The organism is Methanocorpusculum labreanum Z (genome assembly GCF_000015765.1).
Lineage (GTDB): Archaea > Halobacteriota > Methanomicrobia > Methanomicrobiales > Methanocorpusculaceae > Methanocorpusculum > Methanocorpusculum labreanum.
Map to the genome: position 1 here is coordinate 945,998 of NC_008942.1, position 14,267 is coordinate 960,264.

Below are 14,267 nucleotides of genomic sequence, written 5' to 3' on the forward strand. Positions count from 1 at the left end.
TTCAGACAGGCGTATATTACGCATACTGGAATATAAATTTATCCGAAATGACCTAAGAAGAAGCGAAATTCCGGCAGTATTTCAACTCATTTTAAACGGATTATGATCTCAAGCTCTATGTTCCGGCAAAAAATCGCGGCGCAGGGTATAAATTACTGATACACTTATTAATATAGATGCAGGCATCATCCACGACGTATGAGTCTGTACAAAATCATGTGTGGAGATAAAGTGATAATTTATCATGAGAAATAAGAACAACCTCAGGGGTGCAGCGTGAGTAACGTTTTTCCCGCAATACTCGCAGGTGTTGCTGCATTCATCATCTATCTGGTACTTTCTGCAGGCTCGGCGACGCCGGGCGACGGGATACTTATCTGGTCATCTGCCGAACTCGTCATTGGACTAATTCTTTCGATTATAACCGGGTTGATATGCCGGAAACTCTGGAATGGAAAAAGCTATAGAATGGCAAACCCGCTTCGCTGGCTCCTTTTAATCGTCTATATCATTCCGTTTCTAATCGAACTTATTATTGCAAATCTGACTGTGGCTTCCAAGATTATCACCGGCAGAAACATCAGACCCGGGATCGTGAAACTCACGCCCGGTATGAAAACCGACGGAGGAGCGCTGCTTCTTTCGGCATCCATCACCTACCAGCCGGGAACGGCCACGGTGGACGTGAACGATGAGACCCGGGAGCTCTATGTTCACTGTCTCGATGCCGGCGAAGACGCAAAAGGCGTCATGCCTGCAGATAAGATATTTGCAAAGATCAATCTCGCCAAATGGATCAGGAGGATCACCGAATGAACGATATATTCATGGTCGCGGCGATCATCTTCGTACTTCTGATCTTTGCCTGCGGGGTTCGGATCTGGCGCGGCCCGACGAATGCCGACCGTATGCTCGCACTTGAAGTGATCAACATTCTCGTCGTCACTATCATGATCACCCTCTCGTTGTGGTTCGAGCAGCCGGTGTTCATCGATGTGGCTATCGTCTATGCTCTTCTCTCCTTTGTTGGAACACTCTACGTCGCAAAACTCATCATGGGGGAACTCAGATGATCGATATAATCGTAACCGTGTGTGTGGTGATCTCGCTCATATTCTGTATTCTCGGGGTTATCGGCCTTTTCAGGTTCCCTGACTTTTATACACGCATCCATGCCGCCGGACTGGTCAGCAGTCTCGGTTTCCTCTTCATGGGGGCCGCTGTCCTTACTTACGCCGTAGGTCTCCTGCTTGCAGGAGATGAAGCCTGGCTCAACTTCAGCACGCATCTCGTTCTGGCATTACTCGTCGTGGTTATCACAGGAACTACAGCCACCCACGCGATCGCCCGTAGTGCATACAGGTCTGGAAATATGCCGATCGCAAAAACCGATGCCCTCAAAGCGGATGAACCGAAAATGAAACGTCGGGAGGAAAGAAAATGATCGAACTGTTTCCGGAAAGCTATGTGGTTTTGCACCTTCTCTTCCTCGCTGCAATCCTCTTCTGCGCAGTGACGGTGTTTTTCCTGAAGGATCTGATTGCGGCGGCGATCGCCTTTTCAGCATTCAGCTTCCTTCTCGCTCTCGAGTTCTTCCTTCTGCAGGCCCCAGATGTGGCGATCGCAGAAGCGAGTATCGGGGCTGGAATTTCTACAGCGATCATGATGATCGCCATACGCGGAACGAAACGTAAGGAGGGTGATGAGGAATGAAAGACACAGGCGCAATCTTCCAGCCAAAATTTGCGATCGTTCTGATCGTTCTTGTAACGATCATCTTCCTTCTGCCGGCATTCGGTCTGACCTTCGGCGATCCGGCAGCCACGATGACTGATCAGTATTATATCGACAACTCGCAGACGGAGACCGGAGCGAACAACGTTGTCGCCGCGGTCGTCTTCGACTTCCGTGGATTCGATACGCTCGGCGAAGCGACCGTGCTCTTCATCGCGGTTCTTGGAGTCGCGATGATTTTCAGGAGGCTGCACAAATGACGATCGGTCTTATTGTCAGGACAGCAGGCCGCCTGATCGTTCCCTTTATCTTCATCTTCGGTTTCTACATCGTGGCCCATGGTCACCTGACGCCGGGAGGAGGTTTCCAGGGAGGAGCGGTGATCGCAACAGGCGTGGCACTGATCCTCGTATGTTATTACTACCGCGAGTGCATGGAGAATTTCATTCCGGTGACGAGCTTCAAACTCGTCGAATCAGCGGGTCTTATTCTTTTCATCTGTACGGCCCTCGCCGGACTTGTTGTTGCTTCAGGCTTCCTCTTCAACTGGCTGAACGCCACGGGAGGACTCTTCGGTGACGCAGTCGTCTACGGAATAAATCCAGGTAATCTCTACACCGCCGGAATCATCCCGGTGCTGAACTTCGCGATCGGCATCGAGGTGTTCGGCGCACTTTCAGCCGTGCTGATGTTCATGTTTGCCGGTCTGAAGGAGACGACCAAGGAAGAGGACGATGCGGAAACATCGCTCCATCATATGAATACGGGCAAAAAAGGAGGGAGAAAATGATAGCAAATCTGCCGTTTATTGCGGTAGCATTACTTATAGGCATCGCGCTTGCCACCATTCTTCTCAAGAAGAATATGATAAAAATGGTGATGGGACTTGCGATGCTGGAAGGAGCGGTCAATCTCTTCCTGGTAACGCTTGGTTACCGGGAAAACGGGATCGCCCCGATCTTCACGAATGCACCGGAAGGCGCCGATATGGTTCTCCCGACGGTCCAGGCGCTCACGCTCACAAACATCGTTATCGGTGTGGCAACGACCGCCCTGATGCTTGTTCTCGTGATGGTTATCTATAAAAAATACGGTACGGTTAATTCGGATAAGATGCGGAGGCTCAAGGAATGAACGTTTTCTTCGATAATCTGCCGGCATTGCTGATCGCAGTCCCGCTGTTCTGCGCATTCCTCGTCCCGCTCATCGGAAGATTCGTGCCGAAGATCCGGGATGCCTGGATCGTTCTCGCCTCGTTCGCATCAAGTCTTCTCGCCGTTATTACGGCGATAACGGTCTACACGAAAGGAACGATCGTCTACGTCTTTGGAGCGGCGGCGGGAACGCCCGCGGCCCCAATCGATTCGGGGGGAATTCCGTTCAGGATCATCTTCACGATCGACGGATTCGGCGCATTCATGCTGCTTTCAGCGGCGATCGTTTCGTTTGCGGTCGTTCTCTACCTCATTTCCTCCCAAAAGGAACGGAGCGGCAAATCCGAGTTCTATGCCCTGTATCTCCTGCTGACTGCAGGCGTCTTCGGCATGGTCTCTACCGGGGATATGTTCAACTTCTTCGTGTTCCTTGAGATCAACTCGCTCGCAGGCGCAGCGCTCGTCTCCTACCACAGGAGAGGAGGAATCGCCGCCGAAGGAGCACTTAAATACCTGATCGTCAACACCGTCGGCGGACTGATGGTCCTGTTCGCGATCGGTCTGCTGTATGCCCAGTACAACTCGCTGAACATGGCAGTGATCGCATCGCAGATGACGCTTTCGACTCTGAACATCATTGCACTCGTCCTCTTTGTCGCGGCTCTTGCCATGAAAGCAGGATCGGTGCCCTTCCACTTCGCAACCCCCGACGCATACTCGGTCGCTCCCTCGGGAATCACCGCGGCAATGATCGTGGCAAGCCAGGCTGGTCTGTATGGTATGTTCAGGATCCTGTTTACCCTCTACGGCGACACGTTCAACACCGTTACGATCGGCTGGGTAGTCATTATCCTTGGTGTCCTTTCGATGGTCATCGGTGTTACTATGGCAATACCCCAGAAGGATGTTAAACGTCTGCTGGCATACCATGCCGTTTCACAGACAGGATACATGCTTCTCGGCGTGGGCGTGGCTTTGGCCGTTTTGGGCGATCCGCTCGCAATGGCCTCCTATGGTCAGACGGCCATGGAAGGAGGTCTCTTCCATATCATCAACCATGCGATGTACAAGGGTCTCCTGTTCCTCGCAGTCGGCGCCGTGATTTACCGGACCGGTGTGTGGAGTCTGAACAAAATGGGAGGTCTCGGCCACAACATGAAATGGACGATGATCTTCTTTTTGATCGGAGCACTGGCAATCGCCGGAATCCCGCCCTTCAACGGATTTGCCTCGAAGCTGATGATCTACGAATCGGTCTTTGCGTTCAACCCGGCTCTTTCGATCATCGCAATGGTCGTTTCGATCCTGACGCTCGCCTCATTCATGAAGGTGTTCCACTCGATGTTCATGGGACCACAGCTCCCCGAGTATGCAGAAGTGAAGGAAGTTCCGAAACTCATGATCGCCGGAATGGTCATTCTCACGATCTTCGTGATCGGATTCGGTCTCGTGCCGGATCTTGTGGTGAACAACCTCATTGCCCCGGCGGCCAACGCTTTGATCGATAAAGGCGCGTATATCACCGCCGTTTTAGGAGGCGGATTATGATCGGAGATCTCTTAACTGGATACGGATTCTGGAATCCGCTCGTCTGGATCGTCGTTATGGCCACGGGACTGCTGGTCGCCTGGCTTATCTGGCGCTGCGGCGAGTCGGACTACGACAAAGGAACCGAACAGACGAAACCCTACCTCTCCGGAAACGACGAGCCCGAAAAAGGCGCAGTCCACATCAGAGGCGGGAACATGTACTGGGGATTCACCCAGACCCTCAAAGGATACTACGACAAACTCGTTCCGCTCCATTCCGGCGTGGTGAACGACTACCTCGCATGGTTCCTGATAGGAGTCATCGTGATCTTCGTGGTGGTGATCGTCCTATGAAACTCACACCATCCTTAAACAAATCCCTCTGGGTCTTCCACTTCAATGCGGGTTCGTGCAACGGCTGCGATATCGAGATCGTGGCGACCCTGACCCCCAGATACGATCCTGAACGTTTCGGCGTAAAACTCGTGGGGTCTCCCCGCCATGCTGACGTTTTACTCGTAACGGGCCCCGTCACCAATCAGATGGCCGACAGACTCCGCCGGGTTTATGCACAGATGGCAGGACCCAAAGTGGTGATGGTCGTTGGAACATGCGGCCAGTCGGGCGGTGTGTTCTCGACATCATACAATCTGGCAGGCCCGGTCGATCAGATCATCCCGGTGGACGTATATGTCCCGGGATGTGCCCCGAGACCCGAGGCAATTATTAACGGCGTGGTTACGGCGATCGCGAAGCTCGAACGACTCGAAGGAGGAAAATAATGGATGAAATATATACCCCCGCAGAAGTGGTGGAGAAACTCAAAGCCGCACTCGGAGACGCCATGCTGGAATCCTCCATCAGGGTCAGAGCCGAAGGCGTGAAGAAACGGGAAAACAGCAATATCTGGATCACGATCCAAAAGGAAGCGATTCATTTCGCAGTCGAAGAACTGATGAAGATCAGATATCCTCACCTGTCCTGCATTTCCGGATACGACAAAGGAGCAAAAGATCCAAACCTTCGCGTTCAGTATATCTTCTCCCTTTACGGCGGGATCGAAAACACTGAATGCATGGTCATCTTTTCGACCGACATCCCGAAAGCCGACCCCCATATCCCGACGATCACCGATCTGATGGAAGGGGCAGCCTTCACCGAACAGGAGAAACGGGAGTATCTCGGCATCATCGTCGACGGCCTGCCGGAAGCAAAACACAAATTCTTCCTGCCGCAGGATTTCCCGTCAAATATCTATCCGCTGCGAAAAGACGAGAAGAAGATCCCGGACTCGATGGTCAAGGATCTCTGGGCATGCGGCAGACCGGAAAACCGCCCGCCTGCACCTCTGGAGGATGAGTAAATGGCCGGAAAAGCACCCTACATCGTCCCGGTCGGTCCGATCCACCCGGCGTTAAAAGAGCCGGTCCACATCGAACTGACCGTGGTCGGCGAAGAGGTCATCTCGGCCGATTTCACGCCCGGACAGACCCACCGCGGTATCGAGTGGATGGGTCTTTCCCGAAACCCGGTCCAGATCGTGCATCTCACGGACAGGATCTGCGGTATCTGCGGCGTGACCCACTCGCTCGCATTTGCGAGAGCCGTCGAACAGATCGCCGACATCACCGTTCCCGAACGGGGCGATTATGTCAGAACGATCATCGCCGAGTTCGAGCGTATCCAGTCTCATCTTCTTTGGGCGGGAGTCGCCGCTCACGAACTCGGATTCGACACGCTGTTCTATCTTGCGTGGAGAGTCCGCGAAGAGGCAATGGACGCGATAGAAGTGATCACCGGAAACCGGGTGAACTACGACATCATCCAGATCGGCGGCACCCGCCGGGACATCACCGAGGATCAGTACGACAAGATCCGCAAATGTCTCAATACCTACAAGGACCTGTTTTCGAAACTGAAGAAGCTCTTCCTCGAAGACGCGGTGATCAAATCCCGCTGTGTTGGAACCGGCCTTCTCTCTTTCGAGACCGCGATGGCATATTCAGCCGTCGGTCCGACCTCGCGTGCGTCCGGCGTGACTGCCGATCTCCGTGTGGATTATCCCTACTGTGCCTACGGAGATCTCGACATCAAACCAATCATGCCGACCATTTACGGAAGCGACGTGAACGGAGATACCTATGACCGGATCGTGGTCCGCATCTTCGAGGTAGCCCAGTCGGTCGAGATCATCGAGACATGTCTCGACAACATGCCGCCGGGCCCTGTCATCTGGGAAGAGAAGGTCGCAAAGATCCTCTCGACCTGCAAGAAGGCATCGGGCGAAGCGGTCGGACGGCACGAAGCCCCGAGAGGCGAGGCGGTCCATTATGTCGCCATGGACGGAGCGGAAGCCCCGATCTCCTGGAAGGTCAAAGCCTCCTCATACAGTAATCTGCATGTCTGGCCGATCATCCTGAAAGGCGCCCAGCTTGCCGACATCCCGGTCATCGTGGCCTCGGTCGATCCGTGTCTTTCCTGCACGGACCGGGTCGCCGTCACCGATAACGGATCAACGAAGATCTTCACGAAAGAACAACTCGCAAAGATGTCCTACGAGAAGTCCCGGAGGATGATGCAATGAACATCCTCCTCTCAGCTTTCGGAGGGACAATTGTCCTCGCGATCATTGCGATCTTCGTCGGCCTGTTCCTTGCCGGAATCGACCGGAGGATCGTCGCCCACATGCAGGCACGCATGGGCCCGCCCCTTTCCCAGCCTTTCACCGATGTGAAAAAACTGTTCGCCAAACAGAGCATCGTGCCGGCGAACGCGATCCCCTGGCTCTTCAATCTGATGCCGATCGTCGCTCTCGCATCCTCGATCGCTGTACTTCTGTACCTGCCGTTTGGAAGCCTTGCCCCGATCCTCGGCGATGCGGGCGATATGATCCTCGTCCTCTATCTCCTGATCGTTCCGTCGCTTGCCCTCGTAATTGGCGGATTTGCCTCGGGCTCGCCGTATGCAACGGTTGGTGCCCAGCGTGAAATGGTCTCGATGATCGCCTACGAACTGCCGCTCGCAGTATCCGTGATCATCATCGCCTGGAGACTGATGGCCGCGAATGTCGCAAACCCGTTCTCCTTTACGACGCTGATGCAGACATCCGTCTGGGATGTCGTCGGACCCCTCGGTATCATCGGTCTTCTGATCCTTCTGATCCTCTTTGCCTGGATCACGCCCGGAGAGCTCTCGAAGATCCCGTTCGATACGCCCGAAGCCGAAACGGAACTTGCGGGAGGTATTCTGGTCGAGTATTCGGGGAGAAACCTCGGCGTCTTCTCCCTTGCCCAGGCTGTGAAAACGGTCGCGATGATCGCGTTCGGCGTTATCATCCTCTTACCCTGGAATCTTTCGCCGGTCTTCGGCCTCACGGGGGCCGGAGCCGCGGCTATCGATCTGGTCTTTTTCTTCGTGAAAGTGGTCATCGTCTCGATCCTTTCGGTGACGGTGATCAGAACGATGATGGCAAGATTCCGTATCACGCAGGTCGTGAAGGTCTACTGGTTCATCTTCGGCGGACTTGGGATCGCGGCGATCATTCTCCTGATGCTGGATGCTTTTCTGATGGGAGGTCTCTGAGATGTTTCCGATGTTAAAAGAGATCCTGGCCCAGTCGGTAAAAAAGCCGGTCACAAATCTCTTCCCGGCAGCACGCCTCCCAAAAACCATCACCGGATTTTTAGGGCAGGTCGGCGAAGGAAAAGCCGCCCTGATCCCTCCGGTGGAGACGCCGTCCGCGATGCGGGGAAAGCTGCTCTACGACAGAAATCTCTGCAACGGGTGCGGCCTGTGTATGAAGGTCTGTCCGGCCCATGCGATCGAACAGGTCGTGTATCCGGTCCCGCCTGCAAAGGATGCCGAGGACAAGCCGCGTGCCCAGAAGAGGGTCCGGATCTATGTCGGAAACTGTATTTTCTGCGGGCAATGCATCGATATCTGCCCGAAGGGAGCGATCTCCCAGTCGCCGGATTTCCTGCTGGCAACGGAAGACCGGTTCGCCGAGAGCCAGATCATAGAGTGAGAACTTTGCATATCGACCTTCGACCCTGGGAGGAGCAGGACGCCCCTTCCCTTGCTTTTTTTGCCAACGAACCATTAATAGCAAAGAATCTGCGAGCAGGGTTTCCCTCGCCTTACGGCCTCGAGGATGCGAAAGCCTACATCGCGTTTTGTCATCAGCAGGATCCAACAGAAAATCTCTGCCTCGCGATAACCGATGACGATTGTGCGGTCGGCAGCATCGGGGTGTTCTGCCGGGGCGAGAGGAAGGCAGAGCTTGGCTACTGGCTCGGCAAACCCTACTGGGGCAAAGGGATTATGACGAAGATGGTGATAGAGATTTGCGATATGGCGTTTCAGATATTTCCCATCGACGAGATCTTCGCCGAGCCCTATGAGTGGAACGCGGCATCGCAAAGGGTCTTGGAAAAGGCGGGCTTCGTGTATTCGGGAGAGAAGGAGAAGTCCCGGGTGTATACGCTCGGGCGTGGCCGCGGGTAAATTTCGGGATAGATTTCTGTAATTATTTTTTTGCGTTGGCTTTTTTGAATGTGCTTCGATTGTTTGTGTATCAATGCATCACACGAAATACACAAAAGAAATACGAAAACACGAAAGAGAATAAGATGAGATTGGGCACACTCCTTTCTTCCACACAAAACTCACAAAAATCAACGAAATGCACGAAAAGAAGACTGGGACGGAAGAATCTGTTTTCTACTATTTTCATAAGAAGACTGCGAATATTTTATGAATCGGGGTGCAGGGAAGTGACTGCGGGGTGGACGCCGTAAGCGGACGCTCTCAGTTGAGCAAGGCTTTGCCTTGCGATCCGGCGCGGAGCGTCCCGCGGTGGAGATATCTTTTTTGGTGTGGTTCAAATGGATGAGCAGGGAACCATATGTAATGGAATATTGTCATTCACAAAAAAATCTGAAATTAATGCCCGCTATTTCTAGGAGAAATGATATTATTAGGATCCCACATAAGAGAAATAGGAAAAAGTTGCAGTCCAGGAAAGTAGAATCATAATGCTACATGTATAAGGAAGTTGTAGATAAATTCAGGTGTCAATATTTATTGCTCTTTTTCATGATCTTATGACTTCCGAGTAACCCATTCAAACACATTGTTAATTTCTGCAATACTCCCACTTCGAGGGTCATAAGTCCAACTCTGATCAAAAACACCGTCCTCTACTCTCTGAGTGCCAAAACTGCCGATACACAACGCAAAAAATCTATTCTCTTCCTGCTTTTGTTTTTTGCATAGCGGAACAATATCAGAAGACAAACCATAGATTACGAAATCAGAAATTACCAATAAATCTGCTTTTTTATAATCAGATTCCGACATCATTCGTATTCCCTCGTATAATGCCGGCGCAACATCGGTGCCTCCATGAAAACTCATTTTAAGGAAGTTAATTAAATCATGAATCCCTTTTGGAGGGGTAAAATCAAGGGTGTTTATTGATGTACTGAAATTAATTAAATAACAATTTCTCTTTTGAGAAATTGCACGTGATGCTAAACTAAGTGTTAATGCTTTAGCTATATTTTCGGGGGCACCGGACATTGACCCACTCGTATCCACACAGATGATTATCGGCCCCATTTTTTCCTCATCATCAACGTTCACAGTTTCCTGCATGTTCTCTTCAATGATTTCTGTTATATAGCCTTGTTTAGAAAAACACATCAATCTATTTTCAACATATTTCAGATCAAAGAGTAATGTAACCTCAGGGTCGCTTAATAGAGCCAGTTCCTGCGGAATGATATTTTCCAGATCCCTACCAAACTTTATACCAATAATTTCTTCATTGGAATGGACATCCGGTTTTTTAACATGATATTGAATTGTTGAATTAATAATCTCTGTATGATGAGACTGTTGTTCTTTATGTAATCTCCCCATTAATTCACAGAGTTCACGGATTTTTTCATCATATTTTAGGTAATCTGCCCATTTTTTAAGGACTGAGATGTCTTGTGCACTTAATTTACCTACGCTTAAATCCCAAAAAACTCCGGTATCAACTCCCAACGCTTCAAAGACCTCTTTCATCTGCTGTATTGTTTCAAACCATTCTTTTAAATTTTGCAGCAATTGTTTACGGCGATTTTGTATTTCTTCAAGCTGCCATTCAAGTAACTGTTTTTCATACTCTTTTCTCCATGCTTCCTGCTCATTCCGACGAATAAGACTTAGGTTTTCTATAATGGACTCATCTTTCCTTTCTCCAGTTTGATTGTCAACTTCACCTATTTTTTCTTCCCAAAATTTAACATTTACAGACGGTTGAAGCACTTTATATTCATCTAAATCACTTATGATAGATTTTTTAGAACCTCCGTGTGCTCTATAATCCCACTCTGCAGAAACCAAGTTTAATCTATGTGTTTCAAGAGGATTGGTGTTCTCTAAATAACTAACCGTTGATTTTTCCCAGTCAGTAAGTTTTTTATTTAATTCATTTTCAAAATCCTTATCATTTAAACCAGAAAAATAATCAAAATAAAGGTTAATTGCTAACTCCTTCGTTCTTGGTATTTCATTATTTGGAGACGGCATGTGATTCAACCTTTTTCAACAAATGCTCGGCATTCAGTTTATGGTTTTCCAGATCTTTGATGAAAGAATTGAATACATCAAGCACTAAATCTCTCTTTTCTGCAGGCACGAAAGGTGTTTCATTCAACTTTTTCTGGGTCCTCACATAAGATCTTGTGTCGGTGATGATCTTCTCGAGAGATTCTAAAGACTTGTGGCATTCATTGATAAAAGTAGCTTTCACCCGGGAATCTACATGCTTTTGCACTCCTTTTTTTATCTGTATAGGAGGAGTTACGTCAAACCACTTAACAAAGAAATTATTTGCATAACCAGAATCCCATCCATAGTTTAATACCTCATTATATATTTGTACTTCGCACGACTTTTTTCCATTAAAATTGCATGTGACCTGATTTACGGACTTTCCTTCTTCATCAAGAGGAGAAAACGATTTCGTTGTATCCATATATTCAACCGGAATATAGAATCGGATTTTTATCGTATTCTTATCCTCATTATAATAATTGTAACTACGATTTTTACGTATATTCGGTGTAGTTACCGGGAAACACGGCTTGTCTCCAATTTTTTCAGTCTCATATACATCTTCCGTGTAAAAGAATGTATCAGATACACCATTCTCAAGGTCCTTGTGATTGAGTAACCATTTCTGTAATTCCGCATTGTTAGCACAGCCAAACTCTTTCACGCACTTTATAATTATTTCATCAATAGATATCCTGTTCTCTTCGAGTGTCCATAAACAATGTCGTAATATCAGGGCGTCAACGGGTATTACTTCAGTGCGATCACACAAATATGCAGCTGTTTTCAATATAATCGCAATTTTCTGCCATCTGCGATCGGAAACATAAACTGCAATTTCCGGATTATCTTTATTAAACTCATCAATCAAAACTCGAATTGAATGTATTATGTTGAAAACCTCTTTGGAAATAGTTACTTTTGAGATTTCCCTGGAAAGCTGCTCCCACTCATCATAAGAAAACTGCAATTCAGCTGGAACCTCAATGTCAGCTGAAACAACACCTCCATCAAGCAGTTTTTCAAAATTTTCTCGCTTTTCCAGAGGATTTACGATTATACGCATTATAAACCGATCATAGAGAGCGTCTAATCCTTGATTCGGTGGCGGAGTCTCATTACTTGCGGCGATCAATGCTTTAAGCGGGACCTTTTCATCTTTACCACCGTTGCGATAAATTCGTTCATTTATGATCGTCAACAGGGTGTTTAGAATAGCGGGACTGCTTTTCCATATTTCATCAAGAAATGCAAAGTCTGCAGTAGGTAAGTATCCCTCTGTTTTGCGAATATAATTGTCATTTTTCAGTTCTTGAATACTCACAGGTCCAAAAACGTCTTCAGGCGTGCTAAATCTTTGCATCAAATATTCAAAATGAGTTGTATCTTTAAACGCCTTTGATAAACGACGGGCAATGAGACTTTTTGCCGTTCCTGGTAACCCGTATAAAAATATTGACTGCCCAGAAATTGCTGAGAGAAGAGAAACTGCAACGATCTCTTCTCGTTCATACAATCCATCAGAACAGATCGTAATTAAATCCGTAACTCTTTCTTTCATAAAATTATGTGCTTGTGGATGAGTCATGTTACATTACAACCTTACAAAGTTTTTCAAATAATTTTCATAATCAAGTTTTCAATAAAGTATATTTATTAGTTTTAATTATATAATAAATAATCAACATTAATATCAAAAGATTATCAAATCAGTGATTTAGTAATCTATTCCCTCCTTTTTTCATAGCCAACCTCTTTGTGAGGAGGGATAGGCACTTTAAGAAGGATTTCCAATATAGCATACCTGCAGATTACCAATACAACCTTAAAAATGTTTAATTTTGTAGATTCAGTCCATATCACTACATTTTCATTAATGATACTGATTGACTCATACTTTTCAGAAGATTCAATATGGATATAAAAAACCAAGTACAACCGCATGACGTATCCGTTCGAAAAACTCATAATATCTAGACACTTAGATTAAGAATGTATATTACTGAGAATGTAAAATCATTATAGATATCAATATCCGGCCGATAGGCCGGCATATACACAGGAAAATATGAAAAGTATAACCGGCTCGGCACGATGCAGCACGTATGAAAGAGAACAGGTACGTGAAGCCGTGGAAAAAGCGATAAAAGCTTCCGGCGGCCTGCCGCGAGTCGACGGCAGAAAAGTTCTGCTCAAGCCAAATCTCCTCTCTGACGCCGGAATCGACCGTGCGATCACCACGCATCCGGAAATCGTCTACGCGGTCGGGAAAATGATCATCGAAGCCGGCGGGATCTTAACGATCGCCGACAGTCCGGGGGCCGGGATCATCTACTCACCGAGGGTTCTCAAGAGAGTCTACCACAAATGCGGGATCGAGAAGGTCGCCGACGAACTCGGCATCAAACTCTCCTACGACACCGGATATCAGGAACGTTCCTGTCCTGCCGGAAACGTCATGAAACGATTCACGGTCATCAATCAGGCATGCGAGGCGGACGTCATCATCTCGGTCTGCAAACTCAAAACCCACATGTTCACGCATTTTTCCGGCGCCGTCAAAAACACCTTCGGCGTCGTACCCGGGCTCGACAAACCCGTTTTTCACTCCAGATTCCCTGACGCGATCGATTTTTCCGAGATGCTTGTTGACTTGAACGAGCTCATCGAGCCGGACTTCGTCGTCATGGATGCGGTCGTCGGTATGGAAGGAAACGGCCCGATGGGCGGCCAGCCCCGTGAAGTCGGCTACATCCTTGCTTCCCACTCGGTCTACGGGCTGGACATCTCCGCACAGACACTCGTCAACATGCGGCCGGAATGCATCGGAACGACGATGGCCGCCCTTCGCCGCGGACTCGTCGACGAGGTCGAGGTCGAAGGAGACGAGATCATACCGATCAAGGACTACGTCCACCCGTCCACCTACAGCGGCCGCCAGAAAGAGTCCTGGCACAAAAAAAATATCTACCGAAAACTTCAAAGGGTCGGCAAAAGATACGAACCCTCTCCCGTCATCAACAACAAAAAATGCATCGGCTGCGGGCAGTGTGCACGGATTTGCCCGGTGAAAGCCGTTGAAATCATAAACGACAAGGCGCTCTTCGATCTGACCAACTGTATTCGTTGTTACTGTTGTCATGAGATGTGCCAGTATCACGCGATCGAAATGAAGCGCTCGATGAGCGGAAAAGTCATCCACAAAGTCATCCACTGACGGCCTCTTTTCGGCGTCAGTTCACTC

The 14,267-nt window shown here is 48.8% G+C and carries 18 protein-coding genes; 16 read left to right on the forward strand and 2 right to left on the reverse strand.

Going from position 1 to position 14,267, the window contains the following annotated elements:
- The first annotated feature begins 276 nt into the window (after positions 1 to 276).
- From MLAB_RS04995 to MLAB_RS05065, 15 genes are read left to right on the forward strand one after another with little or no spacing between them, the layout of a single operon-like run.
- Positions 277 to 816 carry a Na+/H+ antiporter subunit E gene (locus MLAB_RS04995; protein WP_011833321.1) on the forward strand — a complete coding sequence of 180 codons (540 nt, stop codon included), beginning with the start codon at positions 277 to 279 and terminating at the stop codon, positions 814 to 816.
- Entirely contained in the window at positions 813 to 1,073 is a 261-nt protein-coding gene (locus MLAB_RS05000; RefSeq protein ID WP_011833322.1) for a cation:proton antiporter, read from the forward strand. The genes MLAB_RS04995 and MLAB_RS05000 overlap by 4 nt, the downstream gene beginning before the upstream one ends.
- Positions 1,070 to 1,444 (forward strand): monovalent cation/H(+) antiporter subunit G, encoded by a 375-nt coding sequence (gene mnhG, locus MLAB_RS05005; protein ID WP_011833323.1) that lies wholly within the window; start codon positions 1,070 to 1,072, stop codon positions 1,442 to 1,444. The genes MLAB_RS05000 and mnhG overlap by 4 nt, the downstream gene beginning before the upstream one ends.
- Positions 1,441 to 1,713 (forward strand): Na(+)/H(+) antiporter subunit B, encoded by a 273-nt coding sequence (locus tag MLAB_RS05010; protein WP_011833324.1) that lies wholly within the window; start codon positions 1,441 to 1,443, stop codon positions 1,711 to 1,713. Before mnhG ends, MLAB_RS05010 begins: the two co-directional genes overlap by 4 nt.
- Positions 1,710 to 1,994, forward strand: coding sequence for a hydrogen gas-evolving membrane-bound hydrogenase subunit E (mbhE, locus tag MLAB_RS05015; protein ID WP_011833325.1), 285 nt, complete (start codon positions 1,710 to 1,712; stop codon positions 1,992 to 1,994). Before MLAB_RS05010 ends, mbhE begins: the two co-directional genes overlap by 4 nt.
- A complete protein-coding gene (locus tag MLAB_RS05020; RefSeq protein WP_011833326.1) occupies positions 1,991 to 2,524 on the forward strand; it encodes a Na(+)/H(+) antiporter subunit B in 534 nt (177 codons plus the stop codon). The genes mbhE and MLAB_RS05020 overlap by 4 nt, the downstream gene beginning before the upstream one ends.
- The gene (locus MLAB_RS05025; protein WP_011833327.1) at positions 2,521 to 2,868 is read left to right on the forward strand and encodes a sodium:proton antiporter; all 348 of its coding nucleotides are present in this window, start codon (positions 2,521 to 2,523) and stop codon (positions 2,866 to 2,868) included. The genes MLAB_RS05020 and MLAB_RS05025 overlap by 4 nt, the downstream gene beginning before the upstream one ends.
- Complete coding sequence (locus MLAB_RS05030; RefSeq protein ID WP_011833328.1) at positions 2,865 to 4,436, forward strand: proton-conducting transporter transmembrane domain-containing protein; 1,572 nt, start codon at positions 2,865 to 2,867, stop codon at positions 4,434 to 4,436. Before MLAB_RS05025 ends, MLAB_RS05030 begins: the two co-directional genes overlap by 4 nt.
- Positions 4,433 to 4,771, forward strand: coding sequence for a hypothetical protein (locus MLAB_RS05035; RefSeq protein WP_011833329.1), 339 nt, complete (start codon positions 4,433 to 4,435; stop codon positions 4,769 to 4,771). Before MLAB_RS05030 ends, MLAB_RS05035 begins: the two co-directional genes overlap by 4 nt.
- Positions 4,768 to 5,199 (forward strand): NADH-quinone oxidoreductase subunit B family protein, encoded by a 432-nt coding sequence (locus MLAB_RS05040; protein ID WP_011833330.1) that lies wholly within the window; start codon positions 4,768 to 4,770, stop codon positions 5,197 to 5,199. The genes MLAB_RS05035 and MLAB_RS05040 overlap by 4 nt, the downstream gene beginning before the upstream one ends.
- Positions 5,199 to 5,780, forward strand: a complete 582-nt coding sequence (locus tag MLAB_RS05045; RefSeq protein WP_011833331.1) for an NADH-quinone oxidoreductase subunit C — start codon at positions 5,199 to 5,201, stop codon at positions 5,778 to 5,780. Before MLAB_RS05040 ends, MLAB_RS05045 begins: the two co-directional genes overlap by 1 nt.
- Positions 5,781 to 7,001, forward strand: coding sequence for a hydrogenase large subunit (locus MLAB_RS05050; RefSeq protein WP_011833332.1), 1,221 nt, complete (start codon positions 5,781 to 5,783; stop codon positions 6,999 to 7,001). It begins immediately after the preceding gene.
- Positions 6,998 to 7,999 (forward strand): respiratory chain complex I subunit 1 family protein, encoded by a 1,002-nt coding sequence (locus MLAB_RS05055; RefSeq protein WP_011833333.1) that lies wholly within the window; start codon positions 6,998 to 7,000, stop codon positions 7,997 to 7,999. The genes MLAB_RS05050 and MLAB_RS05055 overlap by 4 nt, the downstream gene beginning before the upstream one ends.
- Before the next feature lies 1 nt (position 8,000).
- Positions 8,001 to 8,441 carry a 4Fe-4S binding protein gene (locus tag MLAB_RS05060; RefSeq protein WP_011833334.1) on the forward strand — a complete coding sequence of 147 codons (441 nt, stop codon included), beginning with the start codon at positions 8,001 to 8,003 and terminating at the stop codon, positions 8,439 to 8,441.
- The gene (locus MLAB_RS05065) at positions 8,438 to 8,920 is read left to right on the forward strand and encodes a GNAT family N-acetyltransferase (RefSeq protein ID WP_052288985.1); all 483 of its coding nucleotides are present in this window, start codon (positions 8,438 to 8,440) and stop codon (positions 8,918 to 8,920) included. The genes MLAB_RS05060 and MLAB_RS05065 overlap by 4 nt, the downstream gene beginning before the upstream one ends.
- A gap of 597 nt (positions 8,921 to 9,517) precedes the next feature.
- On the opposite strand, the gene MLAB_RS05070 is transcribed toward MLAB_RS05065, so the two are convergent.
- Together MLAB_RS05070 and MLAB_RS05075 are read right to left on the reverse strand one after the other, a co-directional pair.
- Complete coding sequence (locus MLAB_RS05070) at positions 9,518 to 10,996, reverse strand: VWA domain-containing protein (RefSeq protein ID WP_011833336.1); 1,479 nt, start codon at positions 10,994 to 10,996, stop codon at positions 9,518 to 9,520.
- On the reverse strand, positions 10,980 to 12,584 hold the full coding sequence (locus MLAB_RS05075; RefSeq protein ID WP_048062240.1) for an AAA family ATPase: 1,605 nt from the start codon (positions 12,582 to 12,584) through the stop codon (positions 10,980 to 10,982). The genes MLAB_RS05070 and MLAB_RS05075 overlap by 17 nt, the downstream gene beginning before the upstream one ends.
- Before the next feature lie 507 nt (positions 12,585 to 13,091).
- Between MLAB_RS05075 and MLAB_RS05085 the strand changes: the two genes are divergently transcribed.
- Positions 13,092 to 14,240, forward strand: coding sequence for a DUF362 domain-containing protein (locus tag MLAB_RS05085; RefSeq protein ID WP_011833338.1), 1,149 nt, complete (start codon positions 13,092 to 13,094; stop codon positions 14,238 to 14,240).
- Positions 14,241 to 14,267: the final 27 nt, after the last annotated feature.

What these genes read in the sequence shown, in the direction of transcription:
- MLAB_RS05000 (WP_011833322.1), top strand. Translation starts at nt 813, where the DNA reads ATGAACGATATATTCATGGTCGCGGCGATCATCTTCGTACTTCTGATC.
- mnhG (WP_011833323.1), top strand. Translation starts at nt 1,070, where the DNA reads ATGATCGATATAATCGTAACCGTGTGTGTGGTGATCTCGCTCATATTC.
- MLAB_RS05010 (WP_011833324.1), top strand. Translation starts at nt 1,441, where the DNA reads ATGATCGAACTGTTTCCGGAAAGCTATGTGGTTTTGCACCTTCTCTTC.
- mbhE (WP_011833325.1), top strand. Translation starts at nt 1,710, where the DNA reads ATGAAAGACACAGGCGCAATCTTCCAGCCAAAATTTGCGATCGTTCTG.
- MLAB_RS05020 (WP_011833326.1), top strand. Translation starts at nt 1,991, where the DNA reads ATGACGATCGGTCTTATTGTCAGGACAGCAGGCCGCCTGATCGTTCCC.
- MLAB_RS05025 (WP_011833327.1), top strand. Translation starts at nt 2,521, where the DNA reads ATGATAGCAAATCTGCCGTTTATTGCGGTAGCATTACTTATAGGCATC.
- MLAB_RS05030 (WP_011833328.1), top strand. Translation starts at nt 2,865, where the DNA reads ATGAACGTTTTCTTCGATAATCTGCCGGCATTGCTGATCGCAGTCCCG.
- MLAB_RS05035 (WP_011833329.1), top strand. Translation starts at nt 4,433, where the DNA reads ATGATCGGAGATCTCTTAACTGGATACGGATTCTGGAATCCGCTCGTC.
- MLAB_RS05040 (WP_011833330.1), top strand. Translation starts at nt 4,768, where the DNA reads ATGAAACTCACACCATCCTTAAACAAATCCCTCTGGGTCTTCCACTTC.
- MLAB_RS05045 (WP_011833331.1), top strand. Translation starts at nt 5,199, where the DNA reads ATGGATGAAATATATACCCCCGCAGAAGTGGTGGAGAAACTCAAAGCC.
- MLAB_RS05050 (WP_011833332.1), top strand. Translation starts at nt 5,781, where the DNA reads ATGGCCGGAAAAGCACCCTACATCGTCCCGGTCGGTCCGATCCACCCG.
- MLAB_RS05055 (WP_011833333.1), top strand. Translation starts at nt 6,998, where the DNA reads ATGAACATCCTCCTCTCAGCTTTCGGAGGGACAATTGTCCTCGCGATC.
- MLAB_RS05060 (WP_011833334.1), top strand. Translation starts at nt 8,001, where the DNA reads ATGTTTCCGATGTTAAAAGAGATCCTGGCCCAGTCGGTAAAAAAGCCG.
- MLAB_RS05070 (WP_011833336.1), bottom strand. Translation starts at nt 10,996, where the DNA reads ATGCCGTCTCCAAATAATGAAATACCAAGAACGAAGGAGTTAGCAATT.
- MLAB_RS05075 (WP_048062240.1), bottom strand. Translation starts at nt 12,584, where the DNA reads ATGAAAGAAAGAGTTACGGATTTAATTACGATCTGTTCTGATGGATTG.
- MLAB_RS05085 (WP_011833338.1), top strand. Translation starts at nt 13,092, where the DNA reads ATGAAAAGTATAACCGGCTCGGCACGATGCAGCACGTATGAAAGAGAA.